Annotated in this window: 9 protein-coding genes and 6 pseudogenes; 10 read left to right on the top strand and 5 right to left on the bottom strand. The window is 60.8% G+C overall.

Annotated elements, in window-relative coordinates; all coding sequences use genetic code 11:
• Positions 1-15: 15 nt before the first annotated feature.
• The 8 genes and pseudogenes from AB4Y40_RS37795 to AB4Y40_RS37830 form a co-directional block, all read left to right on the top strand.
• Positions 16-999 (top strand): AraC family transcriptional regulator, encoded by a 984-nt coding sequence (locus AB4Y40_RS37795; RefSeq protein WP_368692193.1) that lies wholly within the window; start codon positions 16-18, stop codon positions 997-999.
• 357 nt (positions 1,000-1,356) lie between these two features.
• The gene (locus AB4Y40_RS37800; protein WP_368692194.1) at positions 1,357-1,584 is read left to right on the top strand and encodes a hypothetical protein; all 228 of its coding nucleotides are present in this window, start codon (positions 1,357-1,359) and stop codon (positions 1,582-1,584) included.
• Positions 1,585-1,684: 100 nt separating this feature from the next.
• Positions 1,685-2,182 carry a site-specific integrase gene (locus AB4Y40_RS37805; RefSeq protein WP_368692209.1) on the top strand — a complete coding sequence of 166 codons (498 nt, stop codon included), beginning with the start codon at positions 1,685-1,687 and terminating at the stop codon, positions 2,180-2,182.
• Positions 2,088-2,942, top strand: a complete 855-nt coding sequence (locus tag AB4Y40_RS37810; protein WP_368692204.1) for a site-specific integrase — start codon at positions 2,088-2,090, stop codon at positions 2,940-2,942. Before AB4Y40_RS37805 ends, AB4Y40_RS37810 begins: the two co-directional genes overlap by 95 nt.
• Complete coding sequence (locus AB4Y40_RS37815) at positions 2,939-3,889, top strand: tyrosine-type recombinase/integrase (protein ID WP_368692195.1); 951 nt, start codon at positions 2,939-2,941, stop codon at positions 3,887-3,889. The genes AB4Y40_RS37810 and AB4Y40_RS37815 overlap by 4 nt, the downstream gene beginning before the upstream one ends.
• Positions 3,882-4,604, top strand: a complete 723-nt coding sequence (locus tag AB4Y40_RS37820; protein ID WP_368692196.1) for a tyrosine-type recombinase/integrase — start codon at positions 3,882-3,884, stop codon at positions 4,602-4,604. The genes AB4Y40_RS37815 and AB4Y40_RS37820 overlap by 8 nt, the downstream gene beginning before the upstream one ends.
• Before the next feature lie 31 nt (positions 4,605-4,635).
• The gene (locus AB4Y40_RS37825; protein ID WP_368692197.1) at positions 4,636-4,890 is read left to right on the top strand and encodes a tyrosine-type recombinase/integrase; all 255 of its coding nucleotides are present in this window, start codon (positions 4,636-4,638) and stop codon (positions 4,888-4,890) included.
• Between the two features lie 207 nt (positions 4,891-5,097).
• Positions 5,098-5,925, top strand: a pseudogene (locus AB4Y40_RS37830) (IS110 family transposase); the annotation flags it as partial.
• A gap of 460 nt (positions 5,926-6,385) precedes the next feature.
• On the opposite strand, the pseudogene AB4Y40_RS37835 reads toward AB4Y40_RS37830, so the two are convergent.
• The 5 genes and pseudogenes from AB4Y40_RS37835 to AB4Y40_RS37855 all read right to left on the bottom strand — a co-directional run.
• Positions 6,386-6,697 (bottom strand): annotated as a pseudogene (locus tag AB4Y40_RS37835) (IS6 family transposase); the annotation flags it as partial.
• Between the two features lie 58 nt (positions 6,698-6,755).
• Positions 6,756-7,197 (bottom strand): annotated as a pseudogene (locus AB4Y40_RS37840) (integrase); the annotation flags it as partial.
• 32 nt (positions 7,198-7,229) lie between these two features.
• Entirely contained in the window at positions 7,230-9,617 is a 2,388-nt protein-coding gene (xdhB, locus tag AB4Y40_RS37845; RefSeq protein ID WP_368692205.1) for a xanthine dehydrogenase molybdopterin binding subunit, read from the bottom strand.
• Positions 9,618-9,710: 93 nt separating this feature from the next.
• A pseudogene (gene xdhA, locus AB4Y40_RS37850) lies at positions 9,711-11,195 on the bottom strand (xanthine dehydrogenase small subunit); the annotation flags it as partial.
• Positions 11,196-12,007: 812 nt separating this feature from the next.
• Positions 12,008-12,217, bottom strand: a pseudogene (locus tag AB4Y40_RS37855) (IS3 family transposase); the annotation flags it as partial.
• Positions 12,218-12,341: 124 nt separating this feature from the next.
• Between AB4Y40_RS37855 and AB4Y40_RS37860 the strand changes: the two are divergent.
• Positions 12,342-12,743 carry a transposase DNA-binding-containing protein gene (locus AB4Y40_RS37860; protein WP_368692198.1) on the top strand — a complete coding sequence of 134 codons (402 nt, stop codon included), beginning with the start codon at positions 12,342-12,344 and terminating at the stop codon, positions 12,741-12,743.
• A 287-nt stretch (positions 12,744-13,030) separates the two neighbouring features.
• Positions 13,031-14,161, top strand: a pseudogene (locus AB4Y40_RS37865) (IS110 family transposase).
• The last annotated feature ends 741 nt before the right edge of the window (positions 14,162-14,902 follow it).

Raw genomic sequence — 14,902 nt, forward strand, 5'->3', positions numbered from 1 at the left:
CAACGAGGACGTGACATGGCACAAAGGCCGGATTTATTTGCTGAAACGCCGATAGATTCGGATGTTCGGGCAGACCCCTTTGCCTTCCAGCGCGATGCTTTTTCGGACGTGCTGGAGTTGATTCGCGTGCGCGGCAATACGGTCTTCACCTGCGCGGCGTCGGCGCCTTTCGGCATGCGGTTTCCCTCAGGCAAATGCCGCCTGCGCATTGTCAGAAGCGGGAACGTCTCGATAGAAGTAGAGGGGAACAAGGAGCGATATACGGCCTCCCAGGGTGACCTGATCATGTTGATGCATGGCCATGGGCACGTCATCGCTGACCGCCCGGGGCGCCCGGCCAAGCTTCTCGCTGACCTTGCGCGGCAGCACTACGACCGGGAGCGCCTGACGCTCGGAACGGGAGACACGACCTGGCTGTGTGGGGACTTCGGTTTCGACGGCGTGTTGTCGCAACGCTTGCTGTCCATGCTGCCGCCGATCCTGATCCTCAAGGGGCTGCGGGAACGGCCTTTCGAATGGCTGGACCTGAGCTGCCATTTCATTCTCGACGAGGCGTTGAATCCGCGCGCGGGCGCCGCCGCGATGATCTCGCGACTTCCCGACGTCATCTTTGTTCAGTTGTTGCGCACCTGGGCGACGGACGGCGGAGTCGGTCTGGGTTGGCTCTCCGGCGCGATCGATGCCCGCATCAATCCCGCGATGTCTGCCATTCACGCGGACCCCAGCCGCGCATGGACCGTCAGCGACCTCGCAGCGTTGTCGAATCTGTCCCGGTCGGCTTTCGCGGACCGGTTGCAACGGGTGGTAGGACAAGCGCCGCTGAGCTACCTGACGACGTGGCGCCTGGACCGGGCCGCGGAATTGTTGCGGTATAGCCGCGCACCGATATCCGATGTCGCGAATCGCGTGGGCTACAAGTCGGAGGCAGCATTTAGCCGGGCGTTCAAGGGAAGATACGAGATGTCGCCGATGCAGTGGCGAAAATGCGCTGCCAACTGAGTTTGCCCGGGTTGGCGCGAGGTTGAGTGGACGACCCGATAGTCGTCTCACGGGTGACGGTCAACCTCACGACGATTTTTCGCCGCGTCGGGTGCAACCGCTGAAGTTTGGTGATCGACGCGAACCCGTAGCTGCCGGTGGCACTTCGCCATCCCAGAGGCCGGTATTCAAGTGAAGCCGGCGTTTGAATAACAATTTCCAGGCGATACTGAACGGCGCTTCCTGGCGGACAACGGCGGTTCGGTTCCGGTACCGCGCGGTGATAATCATTGAAAGGCCTCCTGGCCGCCCAAAGAAGGGGCGGCCAGGGTCTACAGTTGAGATGCCAAGCTCAACCGACCCGTTCAGGAGGCTGAAATGAAGTATAGCGGCATTGATCTGCACTCGAATAACGCGGTGGTCGCCGTGATCGACGATCAGGACCGGGTGCTCTATTGCAAGCGACTGGCCAATGACCTGTCATCAATCATCGCGGTTCTCGCGCCATTCCACGAGGACCTGCAAGGAGGCGTGGTGGAATCCACGTATTATGGACGGCCCGGGATTATGCACGGTTTGGCGGGCATTCCGAGGTGCGACGCCTAATTCCTCAGGATGCCTGGTAGCGCCTCACCATCGATTGACTTTCCATAACAGATACTGCTCTTCTCAGACGGCTTCACCGCCGTTACTCAGGAGAGCGATCATGATCAGGAAAGTCGTGTCTGAAGTCGTCGCGTGCAAACGTGCACGGTACGGCGCACTCGAACCCGTCGTTGGGGCTTTCGAGGACTACCTGGTCCGACGCGGATATGCGGGCATTACTGTAGGGAACTACCTGCAATGCGCGTCGCACTTCGGGCGGTGGCTGACTTCGCAGCGCATCCCGCTTGATCACATCGATGAGGCGGCACTACATCGCTTTCTTACGGTGCACCTTCCGGTCTGCCACTGCTGCAAGCCAAGTCCACGCACCTTCGCTAACCTTCGCCGCGCGCTCCGTAATCTGCTTCGCATGTTGCGTGCGGAGGGCATCATTCCGCCGAGGTCAGTGCCGGCTTCCAGGTTCGTACACGATGAGCTTCAGCACTTTGACGCGTATCTCAAGGATGTTCAGGGTCTGGCATCGGCAACGCGCCTTTACCGTCTGCGCTACGTGCGTGAATTCCTCCTTGCCCGGTTTGGGTGGGAGCCGTGCGCTTGAACGCATTAAGCCCGATGACATCTACCGATTCGTGACTGATCGCGCCGAAGGCTGTCAACCCCGGACTGCGGGAATCATTGGCGACTGTTTGCGAAGTTATTTGCGTTTCCGTCGAATACAGGGAGATCCTACCGAACCCCTTATTTCTGCAGTCCCCAGAGTTGCTTACTGGCGCCTCGCGGCGTTGCCGGATTCTCTTACCGATTCAGAACTTGCGGCGTTGGTGAAATCGTTCGATCGTACGCGTCCGACCGGCCGGCGCGATTACGCGATCGTCCGCTGTCTCGTGGACCTGGGTCTGCGAGCAAGCGAAGTAGCGTCTATCCAGCTCGATGACCTGGACTGGGGAGAAGGCACGCTCCGGATTGCGAAAGCGAAAACAAAGCGCACAACTCTTCTGCCGTTGCCTGTGGAGACGGGGCGAGCGATCTCCGACTACCTCCGCTTCGGGCGCCCCAGCACGGCTAGCCGCGCACTGTTTGTACGCCACCGCGCTCCGCGCGATGAACCGGTAGGGCCGAGCCTCGTGCGCAACGCCGTACGCTGCGCCTACGCCCGGTGCGGCCAGGCTGAGCGGTGGACTGGAACCCACGTGCTCCGCCATTCTGTCGCTTCGAGGTTACTCAGGGAAGGGGCGAGTCTCAAGGACATCGCCGATCTACTGCGCCACCGCAGCGTCAACACGACGACGATCTATCTCAAAGTCGATCTGCCCCGGCTCAACGCCGTTGCATTGCCCTGGCCTGGGAGACGAACATGAAGGCCGCCCCAACGATGGTGTCTCTGGTCGAGTGCTATCTTGAACGCCGGCGGCGACTTGGCTTTGCTCTTCAAAGTGAGGAACAGCGTCTGATGTGCTTTGCACGCTTCGCTGATCAAATTGGCCACAGCGGTCCGATCACGGTGGAACTGGCTTTGCGTTGGGCCTGTTCGTCCAGCCGCTCCACAGCCGCCACCAGGGCAGGTCGGTTGAAGATCTTGAGCCCATTTGCCAAGTACCGCCTGCAGTTCGATCCCGCCACCGAAATTGCATCTTCCGGACTCTGTGGACCAGGATACCGACGGTTGACACCGCATATTTATTCGGAAGAGGAAATCGAGACGTTATTGGATACTGCTCGACAACTTCCGCCCACGGGTGGCCTGCGTCCAGTTACCTGTGAAACCGTCTTCGGTCTGCTCGCGGCCACGGGTTTGCGCATCTCGGAGGCGTTGGCACTTCGGCGCGAGGACGTCAACCTCGAACGCAGCCTCCTCACGATTCGTCAGAGCAAGTTTCGTAAAGCCCGCCAGGTTCCTCTACATCCGACCACCACCGAAGCCCTCCGCGCCTATGCCTGTATTCGGGATAAAAGGCTGCCCGCGTCGACGACCGAAGCGTTCTTCGTGTCCGACTGCGGAAGGCCAGTGAACTATCGGCAGATCGCATATGCCTTCGCCCGTCTTCGAGTCCAGCTCGGATGGCAAGCCCGGGGAGGTCACCCGCACCCGCGCATCCACGACTTGAGGCACAGCTTTATCTGCCGACGTCTTATCGGCTGGTATCAGGAGGGGATCGATGTCGGTAATGCGATGCTGGTGCTCTCCACCTACGTCGGACATACCCAGGTCACCGACACGTTCTGGTATGTAACGGCAATACCTGAGCTGATGACCATCGCAGGCGATCGCTTCGAGCACTTCGCTCAAGGAGGCAATCATGCTTGACCCGAACCCATCACCGACGTTTCCGCAATTGCTGCAGCAGTTCTTTATGGAGCGCCTGATACAACAGCGTAATGCGAGCCCGCGAACGGTAGCGGCTTACCGAGACACCATGAGGCTGCTGCTCCAATTTACAGAACAGCGATTGCATCGGAGACCTGAACGCCTGGAACTCAGCGACATCGATGCACCCCTGGTTCTTCAGTTCCTCGACCACCTCGAAGCGGCCCGCCACAATAGCATCCGTAGTCGCAACCTTCGGCTTGCCGCCATTCGCTCGTTTCTGCGCTATGCTGCGTCCCGAGTACCAGAGTCGCTGGGCACAATTCAGCAGGTGCTCGCGATCCCGATGAAACGTTATGAGCGCCCGCTGGTCCGCTTCCTCTCCCGAGAAGAAATATGCGCCTTGCTCGATGCACCTAACCCCAACACATGGTGCGGCCAGCGCGATCGCGTGATGTTGGCGACCCTCTATAACACCGGCGCTCGGGTATCCGAACTCATCGGCATACGCGTCGCCGACGTCGAGCTGGATCGAAGCCCTTCTGTACGTCTTCACGGCAAGGGCCGCAAAGAACGTGCGGTCCCGCTCTGGCGCAGCACCGCAAACCAGATCCGGCTCTGGCTTCGGCAGATTGACGCTTCACCCGGACAGTGGCTCTTTCCAAATCGCTCAGGCGGACCGATGACGCGAACCGGAATCACCGGATCGTCTTAACCTCGCCTACGAGGCTGCGGCAACTCATTGCGTGGGACTCAAGGGCCGACGCATCTCACCGCACCTGGTTCGGCACGCGACTGCCATGCACCTGCTTCAGGCTGGCGTTGACCTTACGGTCATTGCGCTGTGGCTCGGTCACGAGAACCCAGCGACCACGCACATGTACATCGAGGCGGACCTGGCAATGAAGGAAAGAGCCCTCAGTACGCTTCAATTACCTCACAGCAGGCAACACCGATACAGGCCCACTGACCGCGTACTGCAGTTTCTCGAGGGCTTGTGATTATGCACGGCCAAGAACGATTCGCTAACTGAACCCTGCATTGCTCAAGAACTCAAATACGCGCGCGGCACGGTCCATAATTCGATTTATATCGGAACCCACGCCGTGCGCTCCGCTCCACTCAACGGCAAAGCATGCATAATCCCGGGGCGTCCATAATAGGTTCTATAGAAATGTTTCTATAGAACGTTTAACTGGTACTGGCTTGTCGATGGCTTGATGGCCGCGGGCTTTGTCGTCCATTTGGCAAATACCGCCGCCATCAAGCAGTACGAGGGCCTGAAGTACGCAGGCGATGAACGAGATGCTGTGTTTCTCGCCCATATCTTCCGCCTTGGGCTGCTGCCAGAAGGCTACACCTATCCGCCGGAGGAGCGAGGCCTGCGTGATCTCGCTCGCAAGCGCATGCAACTCGTACAGCAGAGCACGCTGAACACCCTCAGTATCGAGAACATCCTGGCCCGGCAGCTGAATCTGCGCCTCAACGCAGAGCAGGTCCGCCATCTCGATAGCGCGGCCGTAACTTCACTAGGTTTGCCGCCCCATATCGAGACTGCCCTGGCGGCAAACCTCGCTGTCGTGCACACTCTGCAAGCACAGATCAGGGTAATCGAGTCGAAACTTCATCGCGAAGTAAAACTGCGTCCCGAGTTCGCGATCCTCAAAACTGCGCCTGGTATCGGAGTCACACTCGCGACCACGATCATGCTGGAGACCGGCACCATAACCCGCTTTCGCACTGTCGGCCAGTTCAGCTCGTACTGTCGGTGCGTAGAAAGCAGGCGCGTCTCGAACGGCAGGAAGAAAGGCGAAGGCAATGCCAAAAACGGCAACAAGTACCTCTCCTGGGCCTTCATTGAAGCTGCCGCTGTTGCCATGCGCAGCTGTCCGCAGGCGAGACGCTTTTATGAGCGCAAGAAAGCCCGGCGCATGCCCGTGGTCGCTATGAAGGCTCTCGCGCACAAGCTCGCCCGTGCCGCGTTCTACATGTTGCGAGATGGCAAACCATTCGAGGTGACCAAATACTTTGGTTAGATCCGGCGGGGCCGTGAGCCCGGTAAAAGTGTTGGCGTGAACCCAGTCTAGTGATTGGGCCACGCGCTCCCGCCGCCCCCAATCAGCGACCGCTGGGATGCCCAGACCATGAGCCGATATGAGCCTGGCACTGCTAACGCAGCAAGCCGATCATTGGTGAATACTCCCGTGGACACCGGTCTGGTACCGATGGTTTTCTGGGGCTCTTCATGAGCCACGGGCGAATACCAGAACACCGGCCTTTGCCTTGATGCCGATGGATGACTGGTGCAGACCAGTTCTGCAACCCAAGCGAACGAAAAACCGGACGCATGCTCATGCGCGTCGACGTGGTAGGGGCTGAGACTGTTTCAGCTAAGCAGGGTAAAGCCTGAGAGAAGAGTATTTATCTCTTGATCCACGCCTTTCAATGGATGACACTTTTAATGGCGCGACGGTGTCAGAATTATTGCGTTCTACGCTTGTCGACAGCCCGGTAGAGATAGCGCCACTCACCCCTGATTCGAATGTAGGTCTCGTCCATCCTCCAGCTCCTGCCCACTGTCCGTTTGCACTGTCGAAACGCCTTCTCCAGGACCGGCAACAGTTTGAGTGCCCAACGATGAACCGTCGAATGATCGACCGCAACCCCGCGCTCGGCCATCATCCGTTCGAGATGACGCAGGCTCAGCGCATAGGCCACGTACCATCGAACGCACAGCAACATTACGTCTAGCGGGTAATGCAACCGTTTGAGTACTTTTGCCACGGCCGGACTCAGCTTCTCGGTCATCGATCAAGTCACGCATTAAGGCCCGTCAGCATAGCAGACCGCCTTATTGCGACAGATCCGGTTCAAGCGCCTTCTCGATGCTCTCGATGACGTCGTAGCGGCTGTACTCACGAGCGAGCACAAGGTGGTAGCCGAGCACGGCGCGCGTGCAGACGTCGATGATGACAAGCAGCCAGACCCGCTCGATTTCGAACTCGTGCTTCAAGCCCAGCGGATCGGACACGACTACCTTGAGCCGGATGTCGAGCTTGTGACCATCGAGTTCGACGACCTGATAGGGGCGGCTTGCCGGTGGCGCGCCTGCCTGATCCTCGGGGCGAGGCAAGCCTTTGAGGTGCGAGGCGCCAGCCGCGCGTGCAGCAGTACCGAAGCTGCGTAGCCAGCTCCGCCTTCACGCACGCTGAGAGGGAGCGAATCGCCTGGCGTGCCGTATTGAACGGATAGTCCACCGCAGTCAGGCCCACTTGGCGGCACTGCTGCAGGAATTATGCTTGTAGGCCGCACGTGACAGCGCCGATCTCTCCGCGTCGTGCTACGCATTCGAAGCGCTCAATGCGTCCAGCGCGTCGAGTATCGCCTCGGGCGTCGCCGGCGCACGCAATGACGGAGCATGTTGCGAGCCCGGCACCGCGGCCGCGATCGCGTCGCGAATCGCGAGAAACACCGAGAGCGACAGCAGGAACGGCGGCTCGCCTACAGCCTTCGAGCGGAACACGGTCGGCTCCGCGTTGCTGTTGTCGTAGAGCCGCACGTGGAACGCAGCGGGCGTGTCGCTGAGCGCGGGAATCTTGTATGTCGACGGCGCGTGCGTCATCAGGCGGCCGTCGCGGTTCCACCAGAGTTCCTCGGTGGTGAGCCAGCCCATGCCCTGAATGAAGCCGCCTTCGATCTGGCCGAGATCGATCGCCGGATTGATCGATCGGCCCGCGTCGTGCAGCACGTCCGCGCGTACGAGCCTCGACTCGCCGGTCAGCGTATCGACGACCACCTCCGACACCGCCCCGCCATACGCGAAGTAATATAACGGACGACCGGTCAGCGTCTCCGCATCACAATGCACTTTCGGCGTCGCGTAGAAGCCGTCCGACCACAATTGCACGCGCGCCAGATACGCGGCGTTGATCAGCTGTTCGAACGTCAGCGCGTTGCCGTTCACCGAGACGCTGCCGCGCGCGAACTGCACGTCGTTGGCGTCGCCGCCGAGCTGACGCGCCGCGAGTTCAGCCAGGCGCGCGCGGATCGTCTGCGCGGCGGCTTCGGCGGCCATGCCGTTCAGGTCGCTGCCTGTCGAGGCCGAGGTAGCGGAGGTGTTGGCGATTTTTGAGGTATCGGTTGCGGTCACCCGTATGCGCGATAACGGCAAGCCGAACTGATTCGCGACCACCTGCGCGACTTTCGTGTTGAGCCCTTGGCCCATCTCGATGCCGCCATGATTGACGAGCACGGAACCGTCTTTGTATACGTGCACGAGCGCGCCGGCTTGATTCAGGAACGCCACGTTGAACGAGATGCCGAACTTGACCGGCGAAAACGCGAGGCCGCGTTTGAGCACGGGACTCTTTGCGTTGAATTCGGCGACCGCCGCGCGACGCGCGCGGTAGTCGCTCGAATCGAGCAGCGCGTCGGTCAGTGGCGCGAGGATGTTATCTTCGACGCGTTGTCCGTACGGCGTCGTATCGCGTTCGCCTATGCCGTAGTAATTCGCGAGCCGCACGTCGAGCGGATCGAGCCGCAACTCGCGCGCGATGCCGTCGAGCAACACCTCCATCATGAGCGCGGCCTGCGGTACGCCGAAGCCCCGAAACGCGGTGTTCGACTGCGTATTGGTTTTGCAGCACAGCGCGACGATATCGACGTCGGACAGGTAGTACGCGTTGTCGAAGTGCCACACCGCGCGCGTTGCGACCGCGCCGGACAGATCGGTGGAATAGCCGGCGCGCAATGCGATTTCGACGCGCACGCCGAGCAGTCGGCCCCGATCGTCGAAGCCCGCTTCGTATTCGTACACGGCGTCGTGGCGCTTGCCGGTGATCAGAAAGTCGTCGTCGCGATCGGCGCGCAGCTTGACCGGCCGATGCAGGCGTTGCGCCGCAAGCGCAGCCACGCACGCGAACAGCGCCGACTGCGATTCCTTGCCGCCGAAGCCGCCGCCCATGCGCCGGCATTCGCACACGACGTTATGTGCGGGCCAGCCGAGCATATCCGCGACGACCTGCTGGTTTTCGCTCGGATGCTGCGTCGAGCTGTAGACAAGCATGCCGTCCATCTCCTGCGGCACCGCATAGGCGATCTGGCCTTCGAGATAGAAATGCTCCTGGCCGCCGACCTCGAACCTACCGGCGAGCCGATGCGGTGCGGCGGCGATCTTCGCGTTGGGGTCACCACGCCGCAGATGCAGCGGCGGCTGCACGAACTGATTCGCGGCTTTAGCATCGGCTGCGGTGAGGATCGCGTCGAGCGGCTCATATTGGATCACGTCGTCGCTTTTCGCCAGCGTGGCGGCGCGGCGGGCAAGTTCGTGGCTCTCTGCAATCACCGCGAAGACCGGCTGACCCAGGTACAGCACTTCGCCGTCAGCGAGGATCGGGTCGTCGTGCACTAATTGGCCGCTATTGTTTTCGCCGGGGATATCGTCGGCGCACAGCACCGCTATGACGCCGGGCGCGTTTCGGACCGCGTCGAGGTCTAACTTCACGATGCGCGCATGCGCATGGCGCGACAGGCCAAGGGCCGCGTGCAGCGTGCCGTGCAGCTCGGCGATGTCGTCGGTGTAGGTCGCTTCGCCGCTTACGTGCAGCGCGGCGGATTCGTGTGGCAACGGCACACCGATTGACGCGCCGCTCTCGCCATCGTTAGGCGTCGCATGGCGTTGATCGGCACGCTCGGCCGCGCGTTCGACAAAGGCATCCGTCCGGTTCATCACGGCGACTGTTTCGCGGCTGCGTTCGCCGCGAACGCGATTGTGTTGACGTCGCAGAGACGCGAGCGGCGCGTCGGCGCGCGTTTCGAGACGGAAGCGCCACAGCAGATTGCGCGCGACCTTCAGCCGATACGCACGCGACGCGCGCATGTCGGTGAGCGGCTGGTAATCGGCGGCGAGCGCGTCCATCGCGAGACGGACGGTCTCGTCGTTCCACGCGGCGCCGTTGAGCAAGGCTTCAGTGTGGGTGGCGCGCTTCGGTGTCGCCGCCATGCCGCCGAACGCGACGCGCGCCGTGCGGATCGTGCCGTCTTCCGCGACGTGCAGCGCGAACGCCGCGCACACCGCCGAGATGTCCTGGTCGTAACGTTTCGCGACCTTGTAGGTGCGAAACCGTAGCGCGCCGCCCGGGCGCGGCACGCGCAGCGCGCTGACGAATTCGCCGGGCGCGAGCGCGGTCTTCTGATAGCCGAGGTAGAACGCGTCGAGCGGCAGCGTGCGGGTCCTGCGATCGCGGCGCAGCTCGACGTCGGCGCCCAGCGCGAGCAGTGCCGGCATCGAATCGCCGATCGGCGAGCCGTTCGCGACGTTGCCCCCGAGCGTGCCCGCATTGCGGATCGGCAGCGATGCGAAGCGCGTCCAAAGTTCGGCGAGCTCAGGGTAGTCGGCGGTGAGCGCCGCGTACGCGTCTTCGAGCGTGACCGCCGCGCCGATGGTCAGCGTATGCGCGTCGCGCGCGATCGCTTTCAACTCGGCGACGTTGCCGATGTACAGCAGGTCGCCGAGATCGCGCAACTGCTTGGTGACCCATAAGCCGACGTCGGTGCTGCCCGCGATGATGCGCGCGTCCGGATGCTGCATGCGCAGCGTCGCGAACGCCTCGAGCGTGCGCGGGGCGTGGAAGGTCGGCGAGCCGAATGTGGGGCCGCGGGTGTCGGGCGCGCTGTATTCGAACGTGTCCTTGCGTTGCAGTGTGCGCAGCGTGGCCGCGATCGCATCGCGATCGAGCGCGACGCGCGGATGCTGCACATAGTCGAACATCCTCTGTGCAGCATCGATGATCGGCCGGTAGCCTGTGCAGCGGCACAGATTGCCGGATAACGAGGCGTCGATTTCGTCGCGGGTCGGCAGGCCGGCACTGGCGGGCTGGTTCTCGTACAGCGCCCACATCGACATCACAAAGCCGGGCGTGCAGAAGCCGCATTGTGAACCGTGACAATCGACCAGCGCCTGCTGCACCGGATGCAGCGCGCCGGTCGCGGCGCGCAGGTCTTCGACTGTGAAGAGGGCGCGGCCGTCGAGCGTGGGCAGGAACTGGATGCAGGCGTTGACCGCCTTCAGCGTGAGTTCGCCACGCGCGTCGAGTTCACCGATCACGACCGTGCACGCGCCGCAACCGCCTTCCGCGCAGCCCTCCTTGGTGCCGGTGCAGTGTAAGTCCTCGCGCAGGTGCGTCAGCACGGTGCGCGTCGCCGGAACGCCCGCGACCTCGCGGACGGCCCCTTGGTGATAGAAGCGGATGGTTTGCGTTGTCATGGCGAATCGGAAGACAGTGCGGATCGGGCGGGCGTTACGCATGGGGCCGCAAAAGCGGACTTCGGGACAATCGTATTCATGCAATTCGGCTCATCAATTCGGATTCAATGGTCATAGCCGTGCAAAATGAGGCATGCAGATTCCCAAACGCGAGCTGGCAAAGAAGATAGTTGGCCCCGCCTCTTCCAACTGATCGAGCAGAGTCTGTCTCACAAGAGCTGCTGTTCCTACTACGCACAATTCACTCTCTACTGCGGCGTCTAAGGTTGTGGTTTGGTGGAAGGGAATTGCATTGAGGTCGTACGAGTATTTGAAGTTTTTAAGCCATCGCTCTCGAAAGCAGGTGCCGCGACCGAATATGCATGGTTTGCAGATTGGTGGATCACAATCATGCGAAACAAGCGACCCGAAAAATGATGATTGGCCGTCTGCGCCCGTGTTGTGCCCGTCCTCGGTACGTATGCGTCAGTAAACTTCCGAACGGCGCCGGTCCTACGCATGCGATATTTGCGCCCTTTGCAGCGGCCCGGCGCGCAGACTCTGGTCAATTGGTGGCGATCCACGTCAGCGGGCGGAAGATATGCCGTTGGCTCTGTGCCAGATAGCGCGCATCACCTCTGCGGCAACCGACAAGCGTGGCCGTAGGCGAGGTTGCGCGGGGGATTGGTGAGTCGAACCATGAATTTTCCTCGTGGAGGCTAGCGTGATCGAGATGCCGCAAGTGTCGTGCCAAACCAAAAAAGTCATGCAGGACAACGCGATCACTTGGCAATACCTTGGCTTCTTCCCGACATTGTCGAAAATCTGACAAGTGAGGTAGTCGATCGGAACGCGTGGACGCCAACGGGTTGACCAGCGACCTGATTCAGATGGTATCGCTGCGTGAATGGCACAGGTGACAGGTAGCCAAGTCGATCCTGCCTGCGTTGCCTGTTAAAGAGGATCTCAATGTATTCGGTGATGGCTCGCCGTGCCTCTTCGCGTGTGGCGAAGCGTCGATGATAGACCAGCTCACTTTTGAATGTACCCCAGAACGACTCAATCGGTGCGTTGTCGAAGCAGTTGAACTGCCCCGGGTTTTCCCTCGGAATTACCCGCAAATTGTTCGTAATTCTGCGATGGGATGGTCTGTAAACGAAGACAGCGGATGTTAACTTTGGAGCCGTTCATGATCCGTGATGCCGGGCGTTGTCGCACACCCCTGATCTCGATGACTGGGCAAGTGAAGAGTTTGGTGCTGCCGAACTTGGCGACGCTCGCCTGACCAGACGGCTCGTGATGCTGCCGCGTAGGCTTTCGACGAGTCCGCATTGCTCTTTTCCGCAATCGTTCAATGCTTCTGAACTGAAGGCGGCTTATCGGTTTTTCGATAACCCACAGGTGGATGTTGATGGCGTGCTGAGCGCGCACATCGGCCAAACGCTTTGTCGCATGCAGCAGGTGCCGATCGTACTTGCGGTTCAGGACACCACTGAGTTCAATTTGTCTCATTTGCGGGCAACCGAAGGTCTGGGATATGGCTCCGATCCACACGTTCGTGGTTATACAGGCTGCTTGCGCTCACGCCTGAGGGACTGCCACTCGGCGTGATCGGCCTGAAGACGTGGATACGTAGGCCGGAGGAGTTGGGTAAGAAACATCTGCGCGGACAACGAAGCGTACAAGAGAAAGAGAGCGCGAAATGGCTCGAAGGTATCGAGCAGCTGGGCATACTCAAGATACACTGTCCGCATACGCAAGTCATCGGCGTGAGCGATCGCGAAGGCGATGTCTACGATGGGCTCTGTCAGGTTGACGCAGGAGCGGGGGTAGAATGAAGCGATGAAGAAAAGAAAGTCGCTTTATCACGGTCACCGCTTCCCTGTCATCGTCATCAGCTGCGCAGCAAAGGCCACCATCATGCCGTCGCTCTCGATCGGAATGGAAAGCGCCTGTACAACAAAGCGCTGCCCAACGATGAGGCCAAACTGCGCGCGCTCATCTCCGAACTCAAGGCGCACGGCCAACTTCTGTTCGTCGTCGATCAGCCCGCCACCGTCAGCGCGCTGGCCGTGATGAAGGTGTCCTGGTCGCCTATCTGCCGGGTCTGGCCATGCGCCGCATCGCCGATCTGCATGCCGGTGAAGCCAAGACCGACGCCCGCGATGCCGCCATCATTGCAGAAGCCGCCCGCTCGATGCCGCATACACTGCGCTCGCTTCGATTGGCTGATGAGCAACTCGCTGAACTCACCATGCTGTGCGGCTTCGATGACGATCTCGCCGCGCAAATCACGCAGACCAGCAACCGTATTCGCGGCCTGCTCACCCAGATTCATCCCGCTCTGGAGCGGGTTCTGGGACCGCGCCTCGACCATCCGGCCGTGCTTGACCTGCTCGAGCGATATCCGTCGCCCGCCGAACTTGCGGCCGCCAGCGAGAAGACTCTTGCTAACCGCCTCACCAAACTCGCACCCCGCATGGGCAAAAGCCTCGCGGCCGAAATCGTTCAGGCGAAGCTGTGGTCGTGCCCGGCACGCAGGCCGCGACCATCGTCATGCCACGTTTGGCCCAGCAGCTCGCCGCCTTGCGTAAGCAACGCGACGAAGTTGCCAGCGAAATGGAATGCTTGGTGCATGCACACCCTCTTTGGCCGGTCCTGACCAGTATGCCGGGAGTCGGCGTCAGGACCGCCGCCAGACTCCTCACTGAAGTCGCTCACAAAGCCTTCGCCTCAGCCGTGCATCTTGCCGCCTACGCCGGCCTTGCGCCGGTGACACGACGCTCTGGTTCCTCCGTGGCGAACACCCGTCCAGACGAGGCAACAAGGTGCTCAAGAGAGCGCTCTTCCTCTCTGCCTTTGCCGCCTTACGGGACCCGGTCTCCAAGGACTATTACGCTCGCAAGGTCCAGCAGGGCAAGCGCCACAATCAGGCGCTCATTGCTCTCGCCAGACGTCGCTGCGACGTGCTGTTCGCCATGCTGCGTGATGCCACCTTCTATCAACCGAAATCCGCCCCTAATGCTTGACGAATCACATAGGGGCACGTTACCTGCCGCAGTTGTCGCGGCGGTTCGAGCGACTGCAACGGCTCGGAAGTGTGAGTTCGCTGATGCAGGAAGCTGACGTCGGGGTGCTCAGCGGCAACTGTCAGCAATTGGCCACATTGCTGACGTACAACCGAGTGGCCCGCAATGTCCGCTACGGCCGAATGGACTAAACCGCTCGCGCGGTAAGGGGCTCCGTCCCGCCTCTGGCGGCGATTGAGAGGTCAGTGGCACGGGTGCTTATGTTGGTGACTGAGGCAACCGACCTTTGCGATCGCGTAACTTTCATGCGATTGGGCCGCGCGCTCCCGCCGTCCGCGATCAGCGACCGTTGGGATGCCCAGACCATGAACCGAAATGAGCCTGGCACTGCTAACGCAGCAAGCCGATCATTGGTGAATACTCCCGTGGACACCGGTCTGGTACCGATGGTTTTCTGGGAGCCCTTCATGAGCCACGGGCGAACGCCAGAACACCGGCCTTCGCCTTGATCCCGATGGATGAGTGGTGGAGACTAGTTCTGCAACCAAGCGACCGAAAAACCGGATGCATGCTCATGCGCGTCGACGTCGTGGGGGGGCTGAAACTGTTTCAGCGTAAGCGATCCACTATCGACGTCTACCCAACAGCACTCTGAGCGAGGAGCATAGGTGTCCACCTATTTGTGAGGTGGACACCTATGGCTGACAAAGACTCAGAGCTGAGAGTAGTTCGGCAAAGCAG

The sequence above is a fragment of the Paraburkholderia sp. EG287B genome (assembly GCF_040965595.1).
Taxonomy (GTDB): Bacteria; Pseudomonadota; Gammaproteobacteria; order Burkholderiales; family Burkholderiaceae; genus Paraburkholderia.

Bases quoted from the DNA above. Each gene is read 5' to 3' on its own strand.
- AB4Y40_RS37805 (WP_368692209.1), top strand. From the start codon at position 1,685: ATGATCAGGAAAGTCGTGTCTGAAGTCGTCGCGTGCAAACGTGCACGG.
- AB4Y40_RS37820 (WP_368692196.1), top strand. From the start codon at position 3,882: ATGCTTGACCCGAACCCATCACCGACGTTTCCGCAATTGCTGCAGCAG.
- AB4Y40_RS37795 (WP_368692193.1), top strand. From the start codon at position 16: ATGGCACAAAGGCCGGATTTATTTGCTGAAACGCCGATAGATTCGGAT.
- xdhB (WP_368692205.1), bottom strand. From the start codon at position 9,617: ATGAACCGGACGGATGCCTTTGTCGAACGCGCGGCCGAGCGTGCCGAT.
- AB4Y40_RS37810 (WP_368692204.1), top strand. From the start codon at position 2,088: ATGTTCAGGGTCTGGCATCGGCAACGCGCCTTTACCGTCTGCGCTACG.
- AB4Y40_RS37800 (WP_368692194.1), top strand. From the start codon at position 1,357: ATGAAGTATAGCGGCATTGATCTGCACTCGAATAACGCGGTGGTCGCC.
- AB4Y40_RS37815 (WP_368692195.1), top strand. From the start codon at position 2,939: ATGAAGGCCGCCCCAACGATGGTGTCTCTGGTCGAGTGCTATCTTGAA.